This window comes from Candidatus Halocynthiibacter alkanivorans (genome assembly GCF_003333265.1).
GTDB lineage: Bacteria > Pseudomonadota > Alphaproteobacteria > Rhodobacterales > Rhodobacteraceae > Halocyntiibacter_A > Halocyntiibacter_A alkanivorans.
Map to the genome: position 1 here is coordinate 1 of NZ_QOLB01000038.1, position 24,144 is coordinate 24,144.

Sequence of the window (24,144 nt, forward strand, 5' to 3'; positions counted from 1 at the left end):
TTGGGCCTGGTCTTCCCATCGGAGCGCATGTTGCCCCCAGTGTACAAGTTTGCTTGACGTGAAGGTAAATGTAACGCTGCGTCATTTTGGCGGGCGTAAAATATTCGGTAAGTTTCCCCAGGGTCACGCGCAATAATTGTTGGTAAATACAGCGTTTTTGGAACGCCGACGGGGTGGTGAAAATACGGTGGACTGACGCGTCGTCATCTTCAGCGCAGCATCCGGAAACGCAAAAACCGCCCCGGGGGCGGTCTTGGCAAGATAGGTAAAACGACTCAGTTTTTGGCGCCGGAAGTGCTCAGCCGGGGTCGTCAGACACCTGATCGCGCAGCGCTGCCAGCTCAGCAATTGTTGCGTCCAGCTCTGTGCGCTGGGTCTTCAGCGCCAGCAACTGGCGGTCCGCCATTTCCTGCCAGGCCTGCATCTGAGCTTCGGTGCCTTCCTGCTCATAAATTTCGAGCCACTGGCGAATCTCTTCCAGCGAAAACCCAAAGCGGCGGCCGCGCAGAATAAGCGTCAGTCGTGCCACTTCGCGCGGCGTGTAAAATCTGGACCGGCCTTCTTTTTCAGGGGTCAGCAGTTCGATATATTCGTAATATCGCAGCGTGCGCGGCGTCACATCGAATTTGGCACACATTTCCTTAAATGGCAGACGCGATTCCGACATGTAAATTACTCCCTCGATTGCGCGGAGCCTAGCGGGTTGCAGGCGCGATTGTAAACGGTATTTCCGGACCAGCCAATCCGGCAAACCGGTGCAATGTGGGAGACTATGCGCACCAGAATACTGGCTCTGATGCTGGTTGTATTACGCTCTCACCGCGGCTCTCACCACGGCTTCGGCGATCACGGGTCGGCTCCGGGAACAGAGGGCCGTAACAAGGGGCGGCCACAGGGCGACTGAAAAGGCCTGAGCGCGCAGCCGGGGGGGCAAAGCCTCCCGCGGCCGGAATGGATTGCTGCGCTGTAACAGGGGCGGCTGCTGACATGAAGTACCTCCTGTAGCGTATCGCCCACCGCCGGGCGCAACACCGTCCGGGCAAACCGCTGAGACCGCGACCCGTGCGCGCCGGGCGACAGGCTGATTGCCCCTGCGGCGACAGGCTTCGCAGGCAAAGCTGCTTGCAAGAGAGTGATCACTGACAGACACTGCGGCTAAACCGGGGGGCCTTAAGGAGACAGATGGTGGAAGCAAGCAACAAGGTCATTCAGAGTTTTATCGAAAAAATGCCCCATGCCGAAGCGCTGGGCCTGAAGATTTTGCAGCTCAGCGCCGGGGAAGCGGAAATGCTGATGCCCTGGTCAGAAGATCTGATCGGCGATCCGGCAACCGGTGTGATCCATGGCGGTGCGGTGTCGACGCTGATGGATACCTGCTCCGGTGCCGCGGTGATCTGCCATCCGGAAAATGGCGGGGTGACGGCGACGCTGGATCTGCGTATCGATTATATGCGCCCGGCCAGCCCCGGTCAGGATGTGCGCGCCCATGCGGAGTGTTACAACATCACGCGCAGCATCGCCTTTGTCCGGGCCACGGCATTTGACGATGACGCCTCGCGCCCGGTGGCAACCGCAACCGGCGCGTTTACCATCGCATTTCGCAAGGAAGCCAGCGCATGAGCCCGAAATCCCGTCGCCCCGAACCGGTCCAGGTGGTGAAACAACGCCGCGATGCCGCTTTGAATGCGCTGGTGCATGGGGTGCCCTATGTGCGCTTTCTCGGCATTGGCTTTGACCGTCGCGGCGATGAGTTGACCGCGGTGCTGCCCTTTGATGAAAAACTGATCGGCAATCCGATGCTGCCGGCATTGCACGGCGGGGTCACCGCAGCTTTTCTTGAGGTCGCCGCCATTATTGAACTCAGCTGGTCCCTGATCTGGCCTAATATGGAAAACGGCAGCCAGGACGGCGCGGCATTTGACCCGGACTCTTTGCCGAGCCTGCCAAAAACCATCGATTTTACCGTCGACTATCTGCGCTCCGGCCTGCCTCGGGATGCCTATGCGCGCGCCCGGGTCAACCGCTCCGGCCGGCGCTATGCTTCGGTGCATGTCGAAGCCTGGCAGGACAACCGGACGCGGCTTTTTGCTCAGGCCACCGGGCATTTTCTGATGCCCGACCAGACGAGCTGACCGGAGAGTATGAGCGGGATGGCTGACGGAAATGACTGATGCGGCGGCTCTGAGCCACAGGCGCGTGCTGAAAATCGCGGTGCCCATCGTTTTGGCCAATGCAACGGTGCCGATCCTGGGCGCGGTGGATACTGGCGTTGTCGGGCAGATGGGCCTGGCTGCGCCGATCGGTGCTGTCGGCATCGGCGCGGTGATCCTGTCGGCATTTTACTGGATGTTCGGTTTCTTGCGCATGGGAACCACCGGTCTGGTGTCCCAGGCCCATGGCGCCGGCAACCGGCCCGAAGTGATGGCTTTGTTCACCAGGGCGCTGTTGATCGCGCTGTCGGCCGGGACGGTTTTGATCCTGTTGCAACGGCCGCTGTTTACCGCAGGATTCCTGGTCTCGCCGGCCTCAGAACAGGTCGAGCAGCTGGCCACCAGCTATATGGGCATCCGCATCTGGTCGGCGCCGGCAACGATTGCGCTATATGGGGTCACTGGCTGGCTGATCGCGCTGGAGCGCACCCGCAGTGTGTTGCTGCTACAGCTGTGGATGAACGGGATGAACATCGGGCTGGACCTGTGGTTTGTTCTGGGGTTGGGCTGGGGTGTCGAAGGGGTGGCGCTGGCGACTTTTATCGCCGAATGGAGCGGCTTTGGCCTCGGGCTTTACCTGTGCCGGGACGTGTTTGCCACTCCGGCCTGGCGCGCCTGGGCACGGGTGTTTGACCGGGCGAGGCTGCGCAATATGGCGCTGGTGAACGGCGATATCATGCTCCGGTCGGTGTTGTTGCAGGCAATCTTTATCTCGTTCCTCTTTGTCGCAGCCGGCTTTGGCGATGTGCCGCTGGCGGCCAATCAAATCCTGATGCAGTTTCTGCAGATCACAGCTTTCGCGCTCGATGGGTTTGCCTTTGCGGCCGAAGCGCTGGTCGGTCAGGCGATGGGGGCCGGCACCGTGGTCTTGCTGCGGCGCAGTGCCATCCTGACCGGGTTCTGGGGGCTGTGGGTGGTGCTCGCTTTGTCGCTGGCATTTTTATTGTTCGGGGCGCAGATCGTTGATTTGATGACCACCGCGGAGGATGTGCGGGCGGAAGCGCGGATCTATCTGCCTTATATGGCGGCAGCACCGTTGCTTGGACTGGTGGCCTGGATGTTGGACGGAGTGTTCATCGGTGCGACGCGCTCGCGCGACATGCGCAATATGATGCTGCTCAGTACAATGATCTACGGGGCCTCGGCCTGGCTGCTGGTGCCCTGGCTGCAAAATCACGGGCTGTGGCTGGCGTTGCTGATTTCCTTTGTCGCACGCGGGGTGACGCTGGCCTGGTGTTACCCCGCGCTTGAGGCCAGCGTGATGCGCCCCGGCTCAGAGAATTTGCAGAACTGACTCGGGTGGCCGGCCAAGTGCGGCCCTGCCATTGGCCAGCACCACGGGTCGCTCAATCAGTTTTGGATTGGCGGCCAAAGCTTTGATAAGATCGGAATCGTCCATGTCTTTGCGCAGGCCGAGCTCTTTGAACAGCGCGTCTTTGCTGCGGGTAAGCGCCAGCGCTGGCTGCTGCAGAAGCGTGAGCACCTGTTGCAGTTCAGCGACAGCGGGCGCGTCCTCCTGATAGAGGCGGATGTCAGGCTCAATCCCCTGTGCCCGGATCAGCTCCAGCGTCTGGCGTGACTTTGAACAACGCGGGTTGTGCCAGATTACGATGCTCACAACCAGGCCGCCCGGTCGGTGCCGACGGCGTCAGAGATATTGGCGAAACCTTCGCCTGCCGCCAGCTGATCCAGCTCGCGTGCGATCCTGGGCGCCAGCGACAAGCCGTGGTAAACCATCGCAGAATAGAGCTGCACCGCGCTGGCACCGGCTTTGATCTTGGCCCAGGCTTGCTCAGACGTGGAGATGCCGCCAACCCCGATCAACGGGATATCACCGCCGGTGATTTCCGAGAGCTGCGCCAGAATGCGGGTGGACTTTTCAAACAATGGCGCCCCGGACAGCCCGCCTTTTTCACCTGAATGTGCAGACCTCAAACCTTCGCGCGCCAGCGTGGTATTGGTGGTGATGATGGCATCGAGACCAGTTTCCCGCGCCACTTCGGCGATTTCAACAAGCTCGTCCCGGTTCAGATCCGGGGCAATTTTCAGAAACACCGGTATAGCCCGCTCCAGTTCTCCGCGGGCCGCCATCACCCCGTTCAACAGCGCGCGCAACGCCGCCTTGCCCTGAAGATCGCGCAGTTTTTCAGTGTTTGGCGACGAGACATTGACCGTGGCGAAATCCACATGAGGCCCGATGACACGCAACACCCGGGCAAAATCGTCGGCGCGGTTGTCGCTGTCTTTGTTGGCGCCCAGATTGATGCCACGTGGCACCGCACTGCGGCGCCCGCGGGCGAGGCGATCTGCGATCAGCTCCATGCCGTCATTGTTAAAGCCGAACCGGTTGATCACAGCCTGATCTTCCGTCAGGCGGAACAGACGCGGTTTTGCATTGCCGGGTTGCGGTCGCGGTGTTGCCGCCCCAAGTTCGATAAATCCAAATCCGGCGCGTGACAATTGCGGTACCGCTTCGGCATTTTTGTCAAACCCTGCCGCCAGCCCCACCGGGTTTGGCATCTCCAGCCCGGCGACCGTGACTTTGAGCCGGTCTGATGTGACTGGCCCAGGCAGCGGCGCCAGACCAGCGCGCAGGCCAGCGAGGGCAATTTTATGGGCGCGTTCAGGGTCCATCTGACGCAGAATGCGCAACCCGATCTGTTCAGAAAGGCTCACAGCACACCCTCCGGAAACTCGTGACCTTCAGGACCGAGCGGCAGAGGCTTGCACCACAGCACATCCTGCAGACGCAACGCGCGGTAGAGATGCGGGAACAAAGCGCCGCCCCGGGAAGGTTCCCATTTCAGAGCCTCGCCCAGATCGCCGGCTTCAAGCGCCAGCAAAACCAGACCCTCCGCCCCGGCAAACCACTTGGCGCAGGTCTCTGCGGCCTGAGGTCCGGTGGAAAAATGGACAAAACCGTCGCTGATATCGACAGGGGCGCCGGCGGTCTCGCCAGCGCGCTGCAGTTCGGCCCATTCACCGGCCCGGAAAATCTTGAATATAAGCATGGGGGCGTGATGCCCTGAGCCATCCCTCCTGGTCAAGGCTATTGTCATACGGGTGTTACCCAGGGTCAGTATCTGACCGTTATCGATAGGCTTTGACTCATTGGTCAAGGATCGCCAGGCTGTGACCATAATTAATAATAGGGAGGCATCTGATGCTCAAACTTATTCTCTCCACCTCTGCTGCGGTCGCGCTGACGTCCGGCATGGCGTTCGCGGATTTTTCGCTGACGATCCTGCATACCAATGATTTTCACGCCCGGTTTGAACCGATCTCCAAATACGACTCGCCTTGTTCCGCAGACAGTAACGCCGAAGGCAAATGTTTCGGCGGCACTGCGCGTCTTGTAACTGCAGTGGAAGAGGCCCGTGCGCGCGCCGAAAACTCCATTCTGGTCAGCGGCGGCGATCAGTTCCAGGGCACTCTGTTCTACACTCACTACAAGGGCAAAGTCGCGGCTGAGTTTATGAACAAACTTGGTTATGACGCTATGACCGTGGGCAACCACGAATTTGATGACGGACCCGAAGTGTTGGCCGGCTTTATGGAGGCGGTGAACTTCCCGGTACTGTTGTCGAATGCAGATGTGTCGGGCGAGCAAATGCTGGCGGGTAAGCTTGCTAAATCTACCATTATTGAGCGCGGCGGCGAAAAAATCGGCCTGATAGGTCTGACGCCTCAAGACACGGATGAGCTGTCTTCGCCCGGCGCAAACGTCATTTTCAGCGATCCGTCTGCTGCGGTGCAGGGCGAAGTTGATATGCTGACCTCAATGGGCGTGAACAAGATTATCGTTCTGTCCCATTCCGGCTACGGCGTGGATCAGGAAGTTGCTGCCAATACCACTGGTGTTGATGTCATCGTTGGTGGCCATACAAATACGCTGCTGTCCAATACCAATGAGCGCGCCGAAGGCCCGTATCCGACGATGGTCGGCAGCACAGCGATTGTATCTGCCTATGCCTACGGAAAATTCCTCGGTGAGCTGAACGTGACCTTCAACGATGACGGCGAAATTATTGAGGCCAAAGGCGAGCCGCTGATCATGGATGGATCGGTTACAGAAGACGACGCCACCAAAGGCCGCGTTGCTGAACTGGCCGCGCCGCTGGAAGAGCTTCGTCAGAAAGTCGTGGCAGAAGCCGCAGTGGAAATCGTCGGGTCACGCGATGAATGCCGTGCGCGGGAATGTCCGATGGGCAACCTGATTGCGGATGCGATGCTGGACCGGGTCAAAGACAAGGGCATCACCATTGCCATTCAAAATGGCGGCGGCATCCGTGCTTCGATCGACGCAGGTGAAGTGACCATGGGCGAAGTGCTGACTGTACTGCCGTTCCAGAACACGTTGTCGACCTTTGAAGTCAATGGCGCGACGATGATGGAAGCATTGGAAAACGGCGCCAGTCTGATTGAAGAGGGAGGCGGTCGTTTTGCTCAGGTTGCGGGTCTGAAATACACCTTTGACGCGGCAGCAGAGCCGGGTGCACGGGTATCAGGCGTGGTGGTCATGGAAGCCGGCGCCTGGGTGCCGCTGGACGCTGGCAAGACTTATGGTGTTGTGTCCAACAACTTTGTGCGCAACGGCGGCGACGGCTACAAAATGTTCCGCGGTGCGAGCAATGTTTATGATTTTGGCCCCGATCTGGCCGAAGTCACCGCCGACTTCCTGGCGGGAAAAGGCCCCTATACGCCTTATCTGGATGGTCGTATTTCCAGCAAATAAGTCAGATCTGATCTGATCAGGGGGCGCGGGTCATTCCGCGCCCTTTTTTGTTGCCGGCAATGCGGCTAATGTGGCGCCATGGACCATCCGCTTCTCGATCTGATCAATGCCCGTATTGCCGCAGCAGAAGCTGACGGTGCATTTGACGATCTTGCCGGCGCTGGCAAGCCTTTGGCGCGCTCAGATGATCCGGCAAACGAGATCTTTAACCGGATTATGCGCGAAAGTGGTGCGGTGCCCGAGGTGGTGCGGCTGAAAAGCGAACTGGCACAGCTGCGTGCGGATCTGCGCGGCGAGGCGGACCGCAGCAAACGACGCACCATGATGGCCGGGATTGCCACGCTGGAAACCCGTCTTGGTCTGGCGCTGGACGCCCACCGGGCGCGGGGCTGAGGCGATGTGTGGCCGCATTGCCGTCACCTTGCCCACTGATGCCATGGCGCAGATGTTTGCGGCTTTGCCCGCCAACAACCTGCCAAAGGTGCCCAATTTCAATGTTTGCCCGACCACCGCGGTGCATGTGATCTCCACCCAGAATGAGCAGCGCCATCTCAGCGCGATGCGCTGGGGTTTTTTACCCCAGTGGTATGCGTCCCTGTCCGGCGGGCCGCTGCTGATCAACGCGCGGGCCGAAACCATTGCCCAAAAACCGGCGTTTCGCGACGCCTGCCGGATGCGGCGCTGCCTGGTGCCGGTTGCGGGTTATTATGAATGGACCAAAGACGCTGAGGGCAAACGGCTGCCCTGGTATATCCAGGCCGGTGACGGCGCAACCCTGGCGCTGGCCGGCGTGTGGCAGGACTGGGGGCCGGAGCATGAGCGCGTCCGTTCAGCAGCGGTTGTGACCACCGCGGCGAACGCCTCTCTGGCCAGCGTTCACCACCGGATGCCGGTGATTATTGCACAAAAGGACTGGGGCTTGTGGCTGGGCGAAGAGGGCAAAGGGGCCGCGACCCTGATGCAGGCGGCAACCGAAGATGCGCTCCAGTTCCACCGGGTCGCCACCACCGTAAATTCCAACCGCGCCTCCGGGGCGGACCTGGTCACACCGCTTGCAACATAGGCAAATCCAGGTGATCCAGTGAGCTGCAAGTTCTGAAAGGCACCCCATGACTCATCTCCCGCTCAATGACTCGCCCTCGGCGATGCAGCAGACGCTTGGTTACCGCATGACATCCTGGACACCGGATCACGCGGCGTTTGAGATGCCGGTTTCGCCTGAGATCCTGAACCGGGCGGGCATTCCCCATGGTGGCGCGCTGGCGACCTTGTTGGATACGACCATGGGGAATGCCGGCTGTTACAGTGCCCCGGGGGAGCCACTGCACAATGCGCTGACCCTGACATTAAACGTCAGCTATCTTGCGCAGGCACGGGGGAAATTGCTGATCGCCAAAGGCAGGCGCACTGGTGGGGGACGCAGCACCTTTTTTGCCGAAGCGACCGTGGAAGATGAGACCGGGGTGCTGATTGCAACCGGTTCCGGCGCTTTTCGTTGGCGCTAACCCCTGCCTGATCAGCCTGTTTTGCCCAAAAACCCAATAAATCAGGTGGCGAAATGACCCGACACTGTGTAAACGCTGACGCCAGAAGCCCCAGGAGGATTCCAAGTTGCTCGACGCTTTGGTGATGAAAACCCAACTCTCAGAACACTATGATCTGACCCCTTCGCTCGAAAAAGCCGAGGCCACCCGTGACATCTGGCAAAAGATGAGCCGTGTGGTTCCTTTCTCGGACTGGGCGATTTATGCGCCTTATGTCATCGCGATCCAGGGGCTGAAAAAGGAACGCAACGCGTACATCCTGGCGCATAATTATATGACACCGGAAATCTACCACGGCATTGCGGATTTTGTCGGCGACAGTCTGCAACTGGCAATCAAAGCCACTGAGGTCGAAGAAGAAGTGATCGTGCAATGCGGTGTGCATTTCATGGCGGAAACCTCAAAAATTCTGAACCCGGCGAAAACGGTGCTGATCCCGGACGCGGAAGCTGGCTGTTCGCTGGCGGAAAGCATCACCGCAGAGGGCGTCGCGGAAATGCGCGCCAAATATCCCGGTGCGCCGGTGGTGTCATATGTGAACACCACGGCCGAGGTGAAAGCCGCGTCTGACATTTGCTGTACTTCGTCCAACGCGGTGCAGATCGTCGATGCGATGGAGGGGGATACTGTCATCATGACTCCCGATCAGTATCTGGCGCAGAACGTGGCGCGTGAGAGCAAGAAGAACGTGGTCTATTGGCCGGGTTCCTGCATTGTGCACGAGCTGTACACCGCTGAGGACTTGCAGGCCTATCGTGAGCTGGATCCGGACGTCAAAATCATTGCCCACCCCGAATGCACGCCGGACGTTGTGGCTGCATCTGACTTTTCCGGCTCCACGTCGGGCATTCTCGACTGGGTCCACACCCACAAACCCGCCAAGGCGATGCTGCTTACTGAGTGTTCCATGGCGGCCAATATTTCCGACGAGTTGCCGGAGGTGGAGTTCGCCAAACCCTGCAACATGTGCCCCTATATGAAGAAGATCACTTTGGAAAAAGTGCTGTGGTCGCTGCACAGCATGGAAGGCGCAGTCGAAGTGGACGCGGCGCTGATTGACGATGCGCGTGCTTCCGTTGAGCGTATGATCGCGCTGAGTAAGACACTTGCCGGTTAACAGCCCCACAGTGATCACCACCGATCGGGTGATCATCGTCGGGGCCGGTCTTGGCGCGCTTTATGCGGCGCTGAAACTGGCGCCGCGTCCGGTGCTGATGATTTCACCGGAAGCGCTGGGCCAGGGCGCCAGCTCGGCCTGGGCCCAGGGCGGTGTTGCCGCCGCGATGGATGCCTCTGACAGCCCGGAAAAACATGCGGCGGATACGGTTGGCGCCGGGGCGGGCACGGTTGACGCCAGCGTTGCCGCCCATGTCACCTCTGAGGCGCGGCGTCATATTCTGGATCTGACCACGCTGGGCACCCCTTTTGACCGCAACGCGGACGGGGGGTATGTGCTGAACCGCGAGGCGGCGCACAGTCTGGCCCGCGTGGTCCGGGTCAAAGGAGACCAGGCCGGGGCGGAAATCATGAAGGCATTGATTTCTGAGATCGCGGATACGCCGTCTGTACAGGTACTCGAAGGCGTTCTGGCCTCCGGTCTTGAGGTTGAAGATAACGTGGTCACCGGCGTCTTTGTGGTGGATGCCAATCAGGGTTCAGAGCCGGTTTTGCTTCGCGGCGCGGCGACGCTGCTGGCGGGCGGCGGATCTGGCGGATTGTTTGCGCTGACCACCAACCCGCCGCGGGTGCGCGGTCAGGTGATTGGCATGGCGGCCCGCGCCGGTGCCATGATCGCGGACGCCGAATTCGTGCAATTCCACCCCACCGCAATTGATGCTGGCGAAGATCCGGCACCACTGGCGACCGAAGCTTTGCGGGGCGAAGGCGCGGTGCTGATCAATGAGGCCGGCGCGCGTTTCATGGTGGATATTCACCCGGATGCGGAACTGGCACCACGTGACATCGTCGCGCGCGCAATTTTCGCCCAGAGCCAGGCGGGCAAGCGGCCGGCGCTTGATACCCGCAAAACGCCCGGCGCCGCTGTGATGACCAATTTTCCGGCGGTTGCCGAGGCCTGCGTGCGTGCCGGAATTGATCCGCTGACACAGCCGATCCCGGTGGCGGCGGCAGCGCATTACCACATGGGTGGCATTGATACTGATATTGCGGGGCGGGCGTCGCTGGGCAGCCTTTGGGTCTGCGGCGAAGCGGGTTCGACCGGATTGCATGGTGCCAATCGGCTGGCCTCCAACGGGTTGCTCGAGGCGCTGGTCTATGCCCGCACCTGCGCGCTTGAAATCGAGGCGGCGCTGCCGCCCGCCACGGAGCCTGCTGATGCAGCGCTGATCCAACTGGATCTGCGGGCGGGCGGCGAGACAGCTGATGAGGCAGCCGTCTCTGAGCTGCGCCATGCGATGACGGATTATGTCGGCGTTGTGCGCACGGGCGCGGGTCTGAGAACCGCACTGCGCAGGATCGCGGCGCTTGAGGCGGCGCAACCGGGGTGCGAAGCCTTCCTGAACATGACTGCCACCGCAACGTTGATCACAGCGGCAGCGCTCATGCGCGAAGAAAGCCGCGGCGGGCATTACCGCAGCGATTTCCCTGCGCCTCGTGCGGACCTTGCCAAACGCTCCAGACTGACGCTGGAAACAGCGCTGAACATCCGCGCAGAGGCGCTGAAGGACCGATTATGACCATTGCCTATGCCAACCTGCCTGATCTGATTCTGGAGCCGATGGTGCGCGCGGCGCTGATGGAAGACCTTGGCCAGTACGGCGACATCACCACGCGCGCAGTGATCCCGGCCGGCACCCGCTATCACGCCCGTATCAACGCACGTGAAGCCGGGGTGGTCTCGGGCATGCAGATCGCCGCCATCGCCTTTCGACTGGTGGATCCGGCGCTGGAGATCACCACCGTTCTGGCTGATGGCAGCGCCTGTGCGCCAGGGGATGTGCTGATGGAGATCGAAGGCTCTGCGGCCTCCATTCTGTCGGGTGAACGTGTGGCGCTGAATTTTGCCGGGCGTCTGACCGGCATTGCGACCATGACCGCCGCTTTTGTTGCGGAAACAAAGGGCAGCAAGACCCGCATCACCTGCACCCGCAAAACCACGCCCGGTCTGCGGGTGGTGGAAAAACAGGCGGTGCTGCACGGCGGCGGGTTTAACCACCGCTTTGGGCTGTCCGATGCGATCCTGATCAAAGACAACCATATCGCCGCCGCCGGTGGCATCGCCCAGGTGCTTGAGGCCTCCAAAGCGGTGGCCAGCCATATGGTGCGGGTGGAGATTGAGGTCGATACCCTGGCGCAGCTGGAACAGGTGCTGGCTTGTGGTGGCGCTGATGTGGTGTTGCTGGACAACATGGAGACAGCGGTGCTGAAACAGGCGGTGGAGCTGGTCAATGGGGCGCTGATCTGTGAGGCCTCGGGCAATATGAAGCTTGAGCGCATTTCTGAGGTGGCCGCCACCGGCGTGGATTACATTTCCAGTGGTGCGCTGACCCATTCGGTCAAAACTCTCGATCTCGGGCTGGATTTTTAAGCGGGTACGAAGCATTGAATGGCGCCTGCACGGCGCCATTTGAGCGGGGTTCAGGTTGAGGCCGGAGGCGCGTCAGCCAGCATTTCGCGCAGATCCCGTTTGACCACCTTGCCGTAATTGTTCTTGGGTAAAGCGTCCAGAAACACGTATTCGCGCGGGCGTTTAAAGCGGGCGATGTGATCCCTGCACAGCTGATCCAGCGCCGCGCGCGAGAGATCGGTCCCCGGCGCCGCGACGACAAAGGCGACAACGGTCTCGCCCCATTCTTCGTCTTTGCGGCCCACCACGGCGACTTCAGCAACATCCGGGTGACCCAAAAGCACTTCTTCGACTTCGCGCGGATAGATGTTGGAACCGCCGGAGATGATCATGTCTTTGGAACGGTCGTGCAGGGTCAGAAACCCGTCCGCATCCAGCGCCCCCATGTCGCCGGTTTTCAACCAGCCATCAACTATCGTGTCGGCCGTGGCAGTCTCATTCTGCCAGTAGCCCTTCATCACCGCCGCACCGGACACCACGATTTCACCGATCTCGCCAGCGGGCAGCAGTGCCATATCCGCGCCCACCACCTGCACCAGTGAGGCCACCTGGGCGGTGCCGACAGAGGCCAGCCGGTTGCGCCAGTCCGGGTGCGTGCGGTCCGCGACCTGGGCGCGTGTCAGGGCGGTGATCGCCATCGGGCATTCGCCCTGGCCGTAAATCTGGGCAAAGCGCGGTCCCATCACCTCAACTGCTTCCAGAATATCGGCCAGGTACATCGGACCGCCGGCATAGATAATGGTGTCGATACCTTCGCCGCTGCCGCCGGTGGCTTTGGCGTGATCCACCATGCGCCGCACCATGGTTGGGGCTGCAAACATCGAGATACGGCCGACCTGTGGCGCCAGCGTTTGAATTTCGACCTCATCAAAGCCGCCGGATTTTGGACAGATATGCCGCCCGCCCGTCATCACATGCATAAAGTTGTAAATCCCGGCGCCGTGGGACATCGGCGCAGCGTATAGCGTGGCGTCTCGCGCGCTGTGGGCGCCGATGGCGCTGGTATAACCCAGAATCATCGCCTGGATATTTGCGCAGGTCATCATCACCCCTTTGGGGCGCCCGGTGGTGCCGGAGGTGTAAAACAGCCAGATCATATCATCGCCGGACATGCGCGCCGGTACGCTCAGTGTATCTGCACCCGCGCTGTGCGCATAGAGGGCGGTATAGTCGTCGCTTCCGGCTGGAAAAACGGTCGTTACGCAATCGGGCGCGATCGGAGCAAAAGCATCTTGGGTTTTGGCGCAGGTAAAGACAACGCGCGCCCCGGCATCTTCTACGATCCAGGCTGCTTCACGGGCGTGCAGCTTGGCGTTGATCGGAACCGCCGCGGCGCCCAGCCACCAGATGCCATACATCACTTCAAGATACTGGGTGCAGTTGTGCATCAGGATTGCAACACGGTCGCCGGGGCCAACGCCGTGTTGTTCACTCAGAGCGCGGGCAATTGACGCCGCGCGGCGGGCGAAAGTGCCATAATCTGCGATAATATCAAGCCCGGACAACAGGGCCGGTGCCGCGGGTGTGAGTGCAGCGCTGCGCGCGAGCCAGTTTGCCGGGTTCATGTGATGGGCTCCAGTCTGTTCGTTATTTCAAAACACTAGCCCGGTCGGCGGGCCCGGTATATTGCTTTTTGCCCCTGTGGCGCGGGGTACCGGGCAGGGGTGCGCCGGTGACCAGTTATGTGACCGGACACGCGCCTGACCCGCCACAGAAAATGTACGGCACGGCTGGCAGCCTGGGATGTGCAGCAAATTTGCGTGCGGCGTGCAAAGGGCGCTTGACCTTCTAAGGCGCTTGTTTTACGACCTGAAACCCTGGGCGGGTATGGTGAAATGGTATCATACGAGTTTTCCAAACTTAAGGCGCGGGTTCGATTCCCGCTACCCGCTCCAGAAATTTCCAGCCAGGTCAATTTGCCCACCCTGCCGCCGCTTGCGCATGGGGCGTGGCATGGCTATCTGTGGCGCATACCTGCGAAAGGAAGACCATGGCCGACGCATCCCAGCAGACCGAAGCAGAGCGCGCGAAATCCAAACAGATTGGCGCGCTGAGCGGGCTTTGGCCGTTCATTTACCCCTATCGGTGGTTGCTGGTGGGGGCCGTGCTGGCGCTGATCTCCACCGCGTTTATTTCACTGATCTTCCCGCTGGCGGTGCGCCGGGTGGTGGACGGGTTTGAAGTCTCCTCGGCGGTGCTGCTGGACCAGTATTTCGGCGCGGCACTGATGATTGTTACCCTGCTGGCTGTCGGCACCGGCGCGCGCTATTATCTGGTGACACGTCTGGGGGAGCGCGTGGTCGCGGATATCCGCAAAGCGGTGTTTGACCGGATGATCACCATGAGCCCGGCGTTTTATGAGCGGGTGATGACCGGCGAAGTGCTCAGCCGGATCACCACCGATACCACGCTGATCCTGTCGGTGATCGGCTCCTCAATTTCGGTGGCGCTGCGCAATATGCTGATCTTCTTTGGTGGGTTGGTGCTGATGCTGGTGACCTCGGCCAAACTGGCGGGGCTTGTATTGCTGATTGTGCCGGCAGTGGTGGTTCCGATCGTGGTGCTGGGGCGGCGGTTGCGCAAACTCAGCCGCGAAAACCAGGACTGGATCGCGGCGTCTTCCGGCTCCGCTTCTGAAGCTTTGTTGTCGGTGCAGACCGTTCAGGCGTTTACCGGGGAGACCGCGACGGCCGAAGCCTTCTCGGATGTAACCGAAAAATCTTATGTCTCTGCCCATACCCGTATCGCCACCCGTGCTTTGATGACGGTGATCGTGATTGCGCTGATCTTTTCCGGCGTGGTCGGTGTGTTGTGGATCGGGGCGCGGGATGTGCGCGAGGGCATGATGAGCGTCGGCGCGCTGGTGCAGTTTGTGATCTACGCCATCATGGTGGCCGGTGCCGTGGGCGCTTTGTCTGAAATCTGGGGCGAATTGCAACGCGCTGCCGGGGCAACCGAGCGGCTGGTGGAACTGTTGCAGACTGAAGATACCGTGTCTGATCCAGCCGCGGCCAAAAAGCTGGCGCTGCCGGTAAAGGGTGCGCTGCAGTTTGAGAATGTCACCTTCAACTATCCGACCCGGCCCGGTATCTCGGCACTGAAAGAGGTGTCGATTGACATCAAGGCCGGCGAAACCGTGGCGCTGGTCGGCCCGTCGGGCGCCGGTAAGACCACCATCATCCAACTGTTGCAGCGGTTTTATGACCCGCAGCAGGGGAGGGTGACACTCGATGGCATTGATCTGCGCGATATGGACCGCAGCGCATTTCGCAAACATATTGCGATGGTGCCGCAGGATGCGGTGATTTTTGCGGATACGGCGCGGGAAAACATCCGCTTTGGCCGACCGGACGCCACCGATGCTGAGGTCGAAGCGGCGGCGCGTGCAGCAGCGGCGCATGACTTCCTGATGGCGTTGCCCGAAGGCTATGACAGCCAGGTCGGGGAACGCGGTGTGATGATGTCCGGCGGCCAGAAGCAGCGCATTGCCATCGCCCGTGCGATTCTGCGGGATGCACCGGTTCTGCTGCTGGATGAGGCGACTTCGGCGCTGGATGCGGAGAGCGAACGGGCGGTTCAGGGCGCGGTGGATGATCTGGCGCGCGACCGCACCACGCTTATTATTGCCCATCGCCTTGCGACGGTGAAAAAAGCAGACCGGATCCTGGTATTTGACCAGGGCGGTATTGTTGCCGAAGGCACGCATGACGCGCTGGTCGCGGATGGTGGCCTGTATGCACGCCTGGCGCGGCTGCAGTTCACCGAGGGTCTTGCGGCTGAATAAGGTCAATGCGGCCAATTCAGCCAAAAGGGGTGCCCATGCGGCGCCCCTTTTCAATTTCTGAAGTTCTCTTGCGTCAATCCCCCGGCTGACGTTACGTTGAAGTAAGGCAGCAGGCTTGCTCTGACGTGGCAATCCTTTCATCGTCGACATTGATAAGGCACAGATAATTAAAACTGGCCAACGGGGGAGGACAGACCATTGGGTAAATTCGTAGATCGTTCAGACGCGCTTACTTTGCAAAATGAAATGCCGTGGGAGGCGCGCGACGTGCCGGCCACGCTTTACGGGTTGATCTCGCGCACTGCTGCGCGGTTCCCGGACCGCCCGGCGATATCCTATCAGATATTTTCCGGTGCAACCGATAAGGCCGAGACGCTGAGCTGGCGTCAGTTACACGGTAAGGCGACTCAGGCGGCCAATATGTTCCGCGCGCTTGGCATCGGGGAAAACGATGTGGTTGCCTATGTGCTGCCCAACTGCACCGAGGCGGTACATACGCTGATCGGTGGTGCGGTGGCAGGCATTGCCAACCCGGTGAACCCGCTGCTTGATGCCGGGCAGATCGCGGCCATTCTGCGTGAGACAGGTGCCAAAGTCGTCGTGACCATGCGGTCTTTTCCCAAAGCCGATTGCGCGCAGAAAGTCGCCGAGGCGGTGAAGCTGGCCCCTGGGGTCACCACGGTGCTTGAAGTTGATCTGCTGCGCTATCTGACACCGCCCAAAAGCTGGATTGTGCCTCTGCTGCGGCCCAAAAATCCCGCATCCGCCGACCATCAGGCTCAGGTGCTGGATTTCAACAGCGAACTGGCAAAACACAATTCGGAAAGTCTGGATTTTGCCGACAGTACCGGTGACCGGGTGGCGGCCTATTTCCACACCGGCGGCACCACCGGCATGCCCAAAGTGGCGCAGCACAAATATTCCGGCCTGATGTATAACGGCTGGCTCGGCAGTAAACTGTTATTTGATGAAACCGATAATATCATGTGCCCGCTGCCGCTGTTTCATGTCTTTGCTTGTCACGTGATCCTGATGGCGGCGCTGACATCCGGGGCGCATGTGATTTTCCCGACGCCACAAGGCTATCGTGGAGAAGGGGTGTTCGACAATTTCTGGAAACTGGTTGAGCGTTGGAAAATTACCTTCATCATCACGGTTCCCACGGCGATTTCCGCAATGATGCAGCGTCCGGTGGATGCGGATATTTCCAGCGTGAAAACCGCATTTTCCGGCTCAGCGCCTTTGCCGCTGGAACTGTTCCGCCGCTTTGAAGAAGCCACCGGTGTGCAGATTATCGAAGGCTACGGGTTGACCGAAGCGACCTGTCTGGTGTCCTGCAATCCAACGGAAGGGAAGAAAAAAGTTGGATCTGTTGGTTTTCCCCTGCCGTATTGCGACGTAAAAATCCTGCGCCACACGCCGGATGGCCCTTCTGAATGCGCCTCAGACGAGGTCGGTGAAATCTGCGTGGCAAACCCCGGGGTCTTCAGCGGCTCGACCTATACCGAAGCGGATAAAAACCACGATCTGTTCCACTATGATATCTACCTGCGCACCGGCGATCTGGGCCGGATTGATGACGAAGGCTATCTGTGGATCACCGGCCGCGCCAAAGACTTGATTATTCGCGGCGGGCATAATGTTGACCCCGCCCAGATCGAAGAGGCGCTGGCGGGGCATCCTGCGGTGGGCTTTGTCGGAGCCATTGGCCAGCCGGACGCGCATGCCGGTGAATTGCCCTGTGCATATGTCGAACTTGTTGCAGGTGGCGAGGTCACATCTGAGGAGTTGATGGAGTTTTGCCGTACCCATGTGCATGAACGTGCAGCGGTGCCCAAATACATCGAGATCCTGGATGAGCTGCCCAAAACCGCGGTGGGGAAAGTCTTCAAACCACAGCTGCGCAAACTGGCGATCACCCGCATTTACAATGAGACCCTGGTGCAAAAAGACGTGACCGCGCAGGTCGTGGATGTGGTTGAAGACAAAAAACTTGGCCTGGTTGCCAAGGTGGAAAAATCGGACCCTGCGGTGACGGAAGCAATGGTTACCGATGTGCTGGGTCAGTTCACCCGACCCTGGCAATTTGCCGACTGACCGGCCTCTGCGCGGCTGAGACGCCCCGGAAGGGATCGGGGCGTTTCTGCAACACCGTGAACGGAGTGCGTTAACGAATCCTTCTGGTTGTGCTAATGGTCCCTTGCATGAGTTTCTGTGACAGCAGACAGAAAGAGGTCGCTGGGGATGGCTATCGTATTTCTTGCAGCCTTCGTGGGCATGCTTGCCCTTGTCTGGGGACTAGCAACGGGTGCCTCCGTCCAGGTCGCGCTGATCTGGTATTCTTTGACCGGAGCGGTGACGGTGGTGGTGGTGGCCTGGCTAACGTATCGCCGTAAAAACCGCCGCCGCAGTGACGGCGAGGCCAAGCCGCGGTCAGAGGCGTCTGAAATTAACTCTTCACAATAAAACCCGGCGCTAAGCTGTCGCTGTATTTGTCTGCCGGGCGCAGAGCATCGCGTGTCGGTCGCGGTGGTGGGGCGGCGATAAGATTTCGCGCGCCCCGGTTTTTAATGTGTGGGATCTAAGTCAGCCATGGCTTTCTGGGTGATCACGGGTTCCATCGCATCCAGAACGCTGTTGTCCAAATGACATTTCATCACATGTCCATCCTTCAGGCTGCGCATTGGCGGCACTTCTTTTTCACACAAACCGCCTTTGACCTGGCTCTTGTAGTTGCACCTGGTCTGGAACGGGCAGCCGGAGGGCGGGTTCATCGCAGACGGGATATCGCCCTCCAGCACCACGTGTTTTTTCTCGATACTGGTGTCGGCGATGGGAACGGCCGACAACAGGGCTTCGGTATAGGGGTGGTAGGGCGGTGAGAAAATGGCGTCGGTACTGCCCATTTCAACCACATGGCCCAGGTACATCACCATCACCCGGTCTGACAGATAACGCACAATCGAAAGATCATGGCTGATGAACAGCAGCGTTGTTTTGTTTTCGCGCTGAATCTCCATCAGCAGATCGGTTACCGCCGCCTGGACCGAGACGTCGAGCGCCGAGACCGGCTCATCCGCCACCACGATCTGGGCGGTGCCGGCAAAGGCGCGGGCAATGCCGACACGTTGTTTCTGGCCGCCGGACAGCTGACGCGGCATCCGTTCGGCAAAGGCGCGTGGCAGTTTGACCAGGTCCAGCAGTTTTAACATGCGCTCAACGCGGTCTGCTTCGCCATCGCCGATGCCAAAGATTTCCAGCGCGCGTTTGATCTGACTGCCCACTGTCATCGCCGGGTTCAGCGTATCAAACGGGTTCTGGAATACCATTTGCACCGAGGACACCGTCTTGGTGTCCCGCTCTTCAATCGGTGTGTTTTCAACCCGTTGGCCCATGAGTTCTATCGAACCATCCGTGGCTGTTTCCAGTCCCATCAGCACCTTGGCCAGGGTCGATTTTCCGCAGCCACTTTCCCCGACGATGGCCAGGGTTTCGCTTTCGCGCGCCTCAAAGCTGAGCGTCTCATTGGCCTTGACCACCCGCGTTTCGCCACCGCCAAAGATTTCGTTGGCCGCGACCTCATAGTATTTCTTCAGGTTGTCTACTTTCAGAACTACTTCGCCGATTCCGGTTTTTGCTTTGTCGGCGGTGATTTTGACCGGAGCGTCCCAGTCGATTTCCTCAAACTTCAGACAGCGGCTTTGGTGGCGCTCTCCGCCTTCAAAGTGGGCCATTTCGACGCTGGCGGCATCGCAGCGGCCGGCTTCAAAATAGTTGCACCTGGGTCCAAAATTACAGCCGTCCGGCCGTTCATGGGGCAGCGGGAAGTTGCCGGGGATTGCCACCAGAGGGCGTGAATTCTTGTCCGCACCCGGCAGTGGGATCGAGCGGAACAACGCCTGGGTATAGGGGTGGCGCATCTTGTCGAACACGTCTTTGATGCTGCCAGTTTCCACCGCTTCGCCGGAATACATCACACAGATCCGGTCGCAGGTTTCCAGAATAAGTCCAAGATTGTGGCTGATAAACAGCATCGACGTGCCGTATTTTTTGCCCAGATCTTTGACCAGGTCGACGATACCGGCCTCCACGGTCACATCCAGTGCTGTGGTTGGTTCATCAAGGATCAGCAGCGACGGTTTGGACATCAGCGCCATGGCGATGACGATGCGCTGCTGTTGGCCGCCGGAGAGCTGGTGCGGATAAGAGCTCATAATGCGCGCCGGATCCGGCAGGCGCACCGATTCAACCACATCCAGCGCCATGGCATACGCGTCGGCTTTGGACATGCCTTCGTGGATCATCGGCACTTCCATCAGCTGTTTGCCAATTTTCATCGCCGGGTTCAGCGAGGCCATGGGTTCCTGGTAGATCATGGCAATCTCAGAACCGCGCAACTCGCGCAGTTCTTTTTCGGACATTGTGGTCAGCTCGCGGCCCTTGAACTTGATCGAGCCGCTGACACATTTGCCGTTCACGCCCAGATCCTGCATCACGCCAAGCGCCACAGTGGATTTGCCACAGCCACTTTCGCCGACCAGGCCAAGCGCCTCGCCGGGCATCACTTTGCAGGAGAAATCCATCACTGCCGGGATTTCAAACAGCCGGGTAAAGAAGGAAATCGAGAGATTTTCAATTTCCAGGATCGGGCCATCATAGTCCTGATGTTTTGTCATGATGTTCTCCTAGTCTCTCAGAGTTTGTTCACGCAGACCATCCGCCAGCAAGTTCAGCCCCAGCACCATGCTCATCAGCGCGATCGCGGGCGGCAGGGCCGGGTGGGCGTAGATGGTCAGCAGTTTGCGGCCTTCATTGATGGTCGAGCCCCAGTCCGGGCTTTCCGGTGACAGGCCCAGCCCGAAGAAACCGAGGGTTCCCAGCAGGATCGTCGTATAACCGATGCGCAGGCAGAAATCGACGATCAGCGGACCGCGCGCGTTGGGCAGGATTTCCCACAGCATGATATACCAGGGCCCTTCGCCGCGGGTCTGGGCCGCCGCCACATAGTCGCGGGTTTTGATGTCCATGGTCAGGCCTCGCACCACACGAAACACCGTGGGCGAGTTCACAAAGACCACCGAGACAAAGATGTTCAGCTTGTTGGCATCCATCTGAAACACGCCCAGCGGATCGGCATTAAAGGCCAGACCCGAATAGGCCCAGAGCCCCAGCAGCAGCGTGATGCCGACCAGCACGTTGCGCATTTGCGGTCTTGTGTAATATTTCGACTGCCACAGGGTGCAGAAAAAGATGATCGGGAAGATGAACAGGGCTGCGGCCATCAGGTTGGGAATTGAAGTGATCCAGGTTTTGCCGCCCCAGATCTGAATCTCGGCCCCGGCGGCGCGGATTTCCGGTGTGACCAGCAGGTAGAACAGCAGGATCACCGGGAAGGCGAGCACCAGGTTGGCGATAAAGCTCAGCACCGTGTCCATACGGCCTCTGAAATAACCGGCTGGCAGGCCCAGGGTGATGCCGACCATAAAGGCAAATACAGTGGCAAGCGGTGAAATGGTCAGCACGATACGCGCGCCTGCAACCACCCGGGAAAACACATCACGCGCCAGGTTGTCGCCGCCCAGCAGATACCATTGGTAATCCTGCTCTGTGGCGCCGCGCAGCGGTGTTCCCGGCACTTTGTTTTTCATGCCGGAGACCTGCGATAACGGATCAAAGGTCATGATCGCATCAGCAAAAATCGCGGTCAGAACCCAAAACAGCACCAGGGCGAACCCGGCCATGCCTATGGGGCTGTCAAACAGTTTGCCATACAGCGCGGTCTTGCGTCTGGTCGCGAAGGAGAGCGCGAAAATGGCGGCCATGCCGGTCCAGACCGGCAGCAACTGATACAAAATATTGCCGAATATCTGGAGTGATGTCAGCGGATCCATGTCAGTTTCCCCCTTAGTTAACGCGGATGCGCGGGTTGAGGAACACATAACCTATGTCCGAGATAAGCTGCGTGATCAGAACCACGACCACCGCGACGACCGAAATACCAAGCAGCAGCTCGATATCGTTGTTGCTCGCCGCCTGGACCAGCGCCCAGCCAAAGCCTTTGTAATTGAACATGGTTTCAACGATCACCACGCCGGTCAGCAGCCAGGGGATCTGCAACATGATCACGGTGAACGGCGCAATCAGCGCGTTTCGCAGCGCATGTTTGACCACGATATTGTAAAAGCTCACCCCCTTGAGCCGGGCGGTACGGATATATTGCGCCGTCATCACCTCGGCCATAGAGGCGCGCGTCATGCGGGCGATATAACCCATGCCATAGAGCGCCAGCGCCATCACTGGCAGGGTGAAGTTGACGAAGGTAATATCAACCATCGCGGAGGTGGCAGAGCCTTTCAGGATGGTTCTGCTGTCGATCAGCCCCCATTCTGCAAACAGCGGCGACAGGCCCATTTTTGAAGAGGCAAAAATGACGATGAACAGAATGCCGGAAACATATTCAGGTGTTGCGGTGGTGGCGATGGCAAAGGTTGACAGGGTGCGGTCGGTCCTGGTGCCTTCGCGCATGCCCGCGACCACGCCGATAATCAGTGCCATCGGGATCATCACCATCAACACCGCGCCCATCAGATAGCCGGTCAACCCGAGACGTTTGCTGACGATGCCGGAAACTTCTTCTTTGAACACGCTGGAATAGCCCCAGTTCCCTTGTAGCAGGCCACAATAGTCCGGCGCATCTTCCGGCCGTATGTCGGGGCGGGAACACCGGGTATATGTGGTGCCGCTTTCAGTGGTAAATTTTCGGCTTGGAACCACCCCGAGCCATTCGCCATATTTTTTAACGGTGCTCTGATTGTAGCCGTGTTTGTCCAGCCAGGACGCAACCTCGGCATCCGACATACGGTTGTTGCCCTGGGTTTTCGCAAGCTTTTCCAGGTTTGGATACAGGTTGGTCAGAAAAAATACGATGAAGGTCAGGCAAGCCGCTGTAAGAAGCATGACACCGACACGTTTGATGATAAATTGTCCCATTGCACCCCGGTACAGTTGACAGCTGTCATAGAAATAAGGCCGCAAACTGCTGCGGTCTGATCATTTTACAGTCCTGTCTCAGGTCTTCCAGCCCCAATTGGAATAGGGTGGCGGAGTGGAGCTAAATTGTTCCACCCCAGCAACTCCGGCGCAGGCTGACGACAGAACAAGCGCCAGCAGGGCTGAACAGCTACGCTTCCCCCCCATGAACTGTTTGGTCTTCACCATCACCTCACGGCGTTTGCCGGCATCGGTGATGGAGATGACCTGGTCGAGACGCACATCAGACCTGGGGTCGTTGAGAGCCGGCTCATTCCATTTCACCCCGGAGCGACAGGCGAGGCCAGGACCCTGCCCCCAGGAGACCAGTGGTTCCGGTTGGTTGAGTCGAACGGGAATTTTGTACAGTCATTCCCGGCTGTCGGCCCTGACAGAATGGTCCGTTTTACTTTGATTACCAAACCGAATGGAGCGAGAGAAAGCTTCGCTGATGTCGCAATTGGATACCTCCAAGATTACCAGGCCTTGCAGTCGCCATCACCGTTTTTATCAGAACTGGTCCACAGGTTTTCGTTCGCCCACAACTGCCGGAAATCTTCTGCCATGGGTATATGTTGGAAGGGTTACACAGGTCCCGCCTATCGGAGAGACCAAAAGCAAATATCGACTCACCCACACACTGGAGTCTGCCGCTACATTCCGCTGGCGGTTAGCTGGGCGCGGAGGGAGTTCTCGCTGAGCGGGGTGGACAGAAAGGGGGCGAAAAAGTTACTCACCCCATTAATATCACTGATATAAATTGTATTGTGGGGATTTACTGGTGCTGCTGGGGAGAATCGAACTCCCGACCTCTCCCTTACCAAGGGAGTGCTCTACCTCTGAGCTACAGCAGCGCCGTTGTCGTGAGCGGTGAATTAGACCGAAGCGGCAGGGGGTGCAAGGGGGTAATTAGTGATTTTTCAAATCCGCTGGCCTGTCCACGCGCCCCTGCGGGCAATAACCCGCCCAAACAGCCCCTATTCCTTGGGCAAAGCGGAACCATCTGGACGGCTTTGGGATGCCAGGTTACAGACAAATAATGAATGACAACAGCAGCAAAAAAGACGCGCCAAAAGCGGCCGATCCGCGCGCGGACCGGCTGAAAGCGGCGCTGAAGGCAAATTTGCAGCGGCGCAAGGCACAGGCCCGCGCCCGCAAGGCGCCCGAAACAGACAAAAAGTGAGGCGACCGGCCTGGCTTCGCTTCTTGTACGTGGCCCTTGTGCTTTTCTGTCTCTTCTCCACCTCTCCTCGCCC

At 59.2% G+C, this 24,144-nt stretch carries 23 protein-coding genes and 2 tRNA genes; 15 read left to right on the top strand and 10 right to left on the bottom strand.

Going from position 1 to position 24,144, the window contains the following annotated elements:
- Positions 1 to 298: 298 nt before the first annotated feature.
- The gene (locus DWA01_RS03295; RefSeq protein ID WP_114284231.1) at positions 299 to 667 is read right to left on the bottom strand and encodes a MerR family transcriptional regulator; all 369 of its coding nucleotides are present in this window, start codon (positions 665 to 667) and stop codon (positions 299 to 301) included.
- 515 nt (positions 668 to 1,182) lie between these two features.
- Here DWA01_RS03295 and DWA01_RS03300 point away from each other — a divergent pair.
- From DWA01_RS03300 to DWA01_RS03310, 3 genes are read left to right on the top strand one after another with little or no spacing between them, the layout of a single operon-like run.
- Complete coding sequence (locus DWA01_RS03300) at positions 1,183 to 1,620, top strand: PaaI family thioesterase (RefSeq protein ID WP_114284232.1); 438 nt, start codon at positions 1,183 to 1,185, stop codon at positions 1,618 to 1,620.
- Positions 1,617 to 2,132, top strand: coding sequence for a PaaI family thioesterase (locus DWA01_RS03305; protein WP_114284233.1), 516 nt, complete (start codon positions 1,617 to 1,619; stop codon positions 2,130 to 2,132). The genes DWA01_RS03300 and DWA01_RS03305 overlap by 4 nt, the downstream gene beginning before the upstream one ends.
- A 31-nt stretch (positions 2,133 to 2,163) precedes the next feature.
- Entirely contained in the window at positions 2,164 to 3,504 is a 1,341-nt protein-coding gene (locus DWA01_RS03310; protein ID WP_114284234.1) for an MATE family efflux transporter, read from the top strand.
- On the opposite strand, the gene arsC is transcribed toward DWA01_RS03310, so the two are convergent.
- The 3 genes from arsC to DWA01_RS03325 are packed head-to-tail and all read right to left on the bottom strand — an operon-like array spanning position 3,484 to position 5,221.
- Positions 3,484 to 3,828 (bottom strand): arsenate reductase (glutaredoxin), encoded by a 345-nt coding sequence (gene arsC, locus DWA01_RS03315; protein WP_114284235.1) that lies wholly within the window; start codon positions 3,826 to 3,828, stop codon positions 3,484 to 3,486. The genes DWA01_RS03310 and arsC overlap by 21 nt on opposite strands.
- Positions 3,825 to 4,886, bottom strand: a complete 1,062-nt coding sequence (locus tag DWA01_RS03320) for a quinone-dependent dihydroorotate dehydrogenase (protein WP_114284236.1) — start codon at positions 4,884 to 4,886, stop codon at positions 3,825 to 3,827. The genes arsC and DWA01_RS03320 overlap by 4 nt, the downstream gene beginning before the upstream one ends.
- The gene (locus tag DWA01_RS03325) at positions 4,883 to 5,221 is read right to left on the bottom strand and encodes a DUF952 domain-containing protein (RefSeq protein ID WP_114284237.1); all 339 of its coding nucleotides are present in this window, start codon (positions 5,219 to 5,221) and stop codon (positions 4,883 to 4,885) included. Before DWA01_RS03325 ends, DWA01_RS03320 begins: the two co-directional genes overlap by 4 nt.
- A 152-nt stretch (positions 5,222 to 5,373) precedes the next feature.
- Between DWA01_RS03325 and DWA01_RS03330 the strand changes: the two genes are divergently transcribed.
- The 7 genes from DWA01_RS03330 to nadC all read left to right on the top strand — a co-directional run bounded on the left by DWA01_RS03330 (position 5,374) and on the right by nadC (position 12,036).
- Positions 5,374 to 6,945, top strand: coding sequence for a bifunctional metallophosphatase/5'-nucleotidase (locus DWA01_RS03330; protein ID WP_114284238.1), 1,572 nt, complete (start codon positions 5,374 to 5,376; stop codon positions 6,943 to 6,945).
- Between the two features lie 78 nt (positions 6,946 to 7,023).
- The gene (locus DWA01_RS03335) at positions 7,024 to 7,338 is read left to right on the top strand and encodes a DnaJ family domain-containing protein (RefSeq protein WP_114284239.1); all 315 of its coding nucleotides are present in this window, start codon (positions 7,024 to 7,026) and stop codon (positions 7,336 to 7,338) included.
- Positions 7,339 to 7,342: 4 nt separating this feature from the next.
- Positions 7,343 to 8,008: an SOS response-associated peptidase gene (locus DWA01_RS03340; protein WP_114284240.1), complete on the top strand. Its 666-nt coding sequence runs from the start codon at positions 7,343 to 7,345 to the stop codon at positions 8,006 to 8,008.
- A 46-nt stretch (positions 8,009 to 8,054) separates the two neighbouring features.
- Positions 8,055 to 8,450: a PaaI family thioesterase gene (locus DWA01_RS03345; RefSeq protein WP_114284241.1), complete on the top strand. Its 396-nt coding sequence runs from the start codon at positions 8,055 to 8,057 to the stop codon at positions 8,448 to 8,450.
- Between the two features lie 124 nt (positions 8,451 to 8,574).
- Positions 8,575 to 9,606 carry a quinolinate synthase NadA gene (gene nadA / locus DWA01_RS03350; protein ID WP_114284242.1) on the top strand — a complete coding sequence of 344 codons (1,032 nt, stop codon included), beginning with the start codon at positions 8,575 to 8,577 and terminating at the stop codon, positions 9,604 to 9,606.
- A 10-nt stretch (positions 9,607 to 9,616) separates the two neighbouring features.
- Entirely contained in the window at positions 9,617 to 11,185 is a 1,569-nt protein-coding gene (locus DWA01_RS03355; protein WP_114284252.1) for an L-aspartate oxidase, read from the top strand.
- Positions 11,182 to 12,036, top strand: coding sequence for a carboxylating nicotinate-nucleotide diphosphorylase (gene nadC, locus DWA01_RS03360; RefSeq protein ID WP_114284243.1), 855 nt, complete (start codon positions 11,182 to 11,184; stop codon positions 12,034 to 12,036). The genes DWA01_RS03355 and nadC overlap by 4 nt, the downstream gene beginning before the upstream one ends.
- A 50-nt stretch (positions 12,037 to 12,086) precedes the next feature.
- Here nadC and DWA01_RS03365 read toward each other — a convergent pair whose 3' ends face one another.
- Positions 12,087 to 13,640 (bottom strand): class I adenylate-forming enzyme family protein, encoded by a 1,554-nt coding sequence (locus DWA01_RS03365; RefSeq protein ID WP_114284244.1) that lies wholly within the window; start codon positions 13,638 to 13,640, stop codon positions 12,087 to 12,089.
- A gap of 256 nt (positions 13,641 to 13,896) precedes the next feature.
- On the opposite strand from DWA01_RS03365, the gene DWA01_RS03370 reads away from it, so the two are divergent.
- The 4 genes from DWA01_RS03370 to DWA01_RS03385 all read left to right on the top strand — a co-directional run bounded on the left by DWA01_RS03370 (position 13,897) and on the right by DWA01_RS03385 (position 18,325).
- Positions 13,897 to 13,970 (top strand) — tRNA-Gly (locus DWA01_RS03370).
- A 95-nt stretch (positions 13,971 to 14,065) separates the two neighbouring features.
- On the top strand, positions 14,066 to 15,859 hold the full coding sequence (locus DWA01_RS03375; protein WP_114284245.1) for an ABC transporter transmembrane domain-containing protein: 1,794 nt from the start codon (positions 14,066 to 14,068) through the stop codon (positions 15,857 to 15,859).
- A gap of 198 nt (positions 15,860 to 16,057) precedes the next feature.
- Entirely contained in the window at positions 16,058 to 17,956 is a 1,899-nt protein-coding gene (locus DWA01_RS03380) for an acyl-CoA synthetase (protein ID WP_268807698.1), read from the top strand.
- Between the two features lie 147 nt (positions 17,957 to 18,103).
- Positions 18,104 to 18,325: a hypothetical protein gene (locus tag DWA01_RS03385; protein WP_114284247.1), complete on the top strand. Its 222-nt coding sequence runs from the start codon at positions 18,104 to 18,106 to the stop codon at positions 18,323 to 18,325.
- Between the two features lie 101 nt (positions 18,326 to 18,426).
- On the opposite strand, the gene DWA01_RS03390 is transcribed toward DWA01_RS03385, so the two are convergent.
- The 5 genes from DWA01_RS03390 to DWA01_RS03410 form a co-directional block, all read right to left on the bottom strand.
- Positions 18,427 to 20,535: a dipeptide ABC transporter ATP-binding protein gene (locus DWA01_RS03390; protein ID WP_114284248.1), complete on the bottom strand. Its 2,109-nt coding sequence runs from the start codon at positions 20,533 to 20,535 to the stop codon at positions 18,427 to 18,429.
- 9 nt (positions 20,536 to 20,544) lie between these two features.
- Complete coding sequence (locus tag DWA01_RS03395) at positions 20,545 to 21,750, bottom strand: ABC transporter permease (RefSeq protein WP_114284249.1); 1,206 nt, start codon at positions 21,748 to 21,750, stop codon at positions 20,545 to 20,547.
- Between the two features lie 13 nt (positions 21,751 to 21,763).
- Positions 21,764 to 22,849, bottom strand: a complete 1,086-nt coding sequence (locus DWA01_RS03400) for an ABC transporter permease (protein WP_114284250.1) — start codon at positions 22,847 to 22,849, stop codon at positions 21,764 to 21,766.
- Positions 22,850 to 22,927: 78 nt separating this feature from the next.
- The gene (locus tag DWA01_RS03405; RefSeq protein ID WP_136057655.1) at positions 22,928 to 23,173 is read right to left on the bottom strand and encodes a hypothetical protein; all 246 of its coding nucleotides are present in this window, start codon (positions 23,171 to 23,173) and stop codon (positions 22,928 to 22,930) included.
- Between the two features lie 494 nt (positions 23,174 to 23,667).
- A tRNA-Thr gene (locus DWA01_RS03410) sits at positions 23,668 to 23,742 on the bottom strand.
- A 185-nt stretch (positions 23,743 to 23,927) separates the two neighbouring features.
- Between DWA01_RS03410 and DWA01_RS23240 the strand changes: the two genes are divergently transcribed.
- On the top strand, positions 23,928 to 24,071 hold the full coding sequence (locus tag DWA01_RS23240) for a hypothetical protein (RefSeq protein WP_200832493.1): 144 nt from the start codon (positions 23,928 to 23,930) through the stop codon (positions 24,069 to 24,071).
- Positions 24,072 to 24,144: the final 73 nt, after the last annotated feature.

Excerpts from the sequence above, each read along its gene's own strand:
- DWA01_RS03400 (WP_114284250.1), bottom strand. The coding sequence starts at position 22,849 with ATGGGACAATTTATCATCAAACGTGTCGGTGTCATGCTTCTTACAGCG.
- DWA01_RS03330 (WP_114284238.1), top strand. The coding sequence starts at position 5,374 with ATGCTCAAACTTATTCTCTCCACCTCTGCTGCGGTCGCGCTGACGTCC.
- DWA01_RS03340 (WP_114284240.1), top strand. The coding sequence starts at position 7,343 with ATGTGTGGCCGCATTGCCGTCACCTTGCCCACTGATGCCATGGCGCAG.
- DWA01_RS03325 (WP_114284237.1), bottom strand. The coding sequence starts at position 5,221 with ATGCTTATATTCAAGATTTTCCGGGCCGGTGAATGGGCCGAACTGCAG.
- DWA01_RS23240 (WP_200832493.1), top strand. The coding sequence starts at position 23,928 with ATGAATGACAACAGCAGCAAAAAAGACGCGCCAAAAGCGGCCGATCCG.
- nadC (WP_114284243.1), top strand. The coding sequence starts at position 11,182 with ATGACCATTGCCTATGCCAACCTGCCTGATCTGATTCTGGAGCCGATG.
- DWA01_RS03345 (WP_114284241.1), top strand. The coding sequence starts at position 8,055 with ATGACTCATCTCCCGCTCAATGACTCGCCCTCGGCGATGCAGCAGACG.
- DWA01_RS03375 (WP_114284245.1), top strand. The coding sequence starts at position 14,066 with ATGGCCGACGCATCCCAGCAGACCGAAGCAGAGCGCGCGAAATCCAAA.
- DWA01_RS03335 (WP_114284239.1), top strand. The coding sequence starts at position 7,024 with ATGGACCATCCGCTTCTCGATCTGATCAATGCCCGTATTGCCGCAGCA.
- DWA01_RS03305 (WP_114284233.1), top strand. The coding sequence starts at position 1,617 with ATGAGCCCGAAATCCCGTCGCCCCGAACCGGTCCAGGTGGTGAAACAA.
- DWA01_RS03395 (WP_114284249.1), bottom strand. The coding sequence starts at position 21,750 with ATGGATCCGCTGACATCACTCCAGATATTCGGCAATATTTTGTATCAG.
- DWA01_RS03295 (WP_114284231.1), bottom strand. The coding sequence starts at position 667 with ATGTCGGAATCGCGTCTGCCATTTAAGGAAATGTGTGCCAAATTCGAT.
- DWA01_RS03385 (WP_114284247.1), top strand. The coding sequence starts at position 18,104 with ATGGCTATCGTATTTCTTGCAGCCTTCGTGGGCATGCTTGCCCTTGTC.
- DWA01_RS03390 (WP_114284248.1), bottom strand. The coding sequence starts at position 20,535 with ATGACAAAACATCAGGACTATGATGGCCCGATCCTGGAAATTGAAAAT.
- nadA (WP_114284242.1), top strand. The coding sequence starts at position 8,575 with ATGAAAACCCAACTCTCAGAACACTATGATCTGACCCCTTCGCTCGAA.
- DWA01_RS03365 (WP_114284244.1), bottom strand. The coding sequence starts at position 13,640 with ATGAACCCGGCAAACTGGCTCGCGCGCAGCGCTGCACTCACACCCGCG.
- DWA01_RS03300 (WP_114284232.1), top strand. The coding sequence starts at position 1,183 with ATGGTGGAAGCAAGCAACAAGGTCATTCAGAGTTTTATCGAAAAAATG.
- DWA01_RS03310 (WP_114284234.1), top strand. The coding sequence starts at position 2,164 with ATGACTGATGCGGCGGCTCTGAGCCACAGGCGCGTGCTGAAAATCGCG.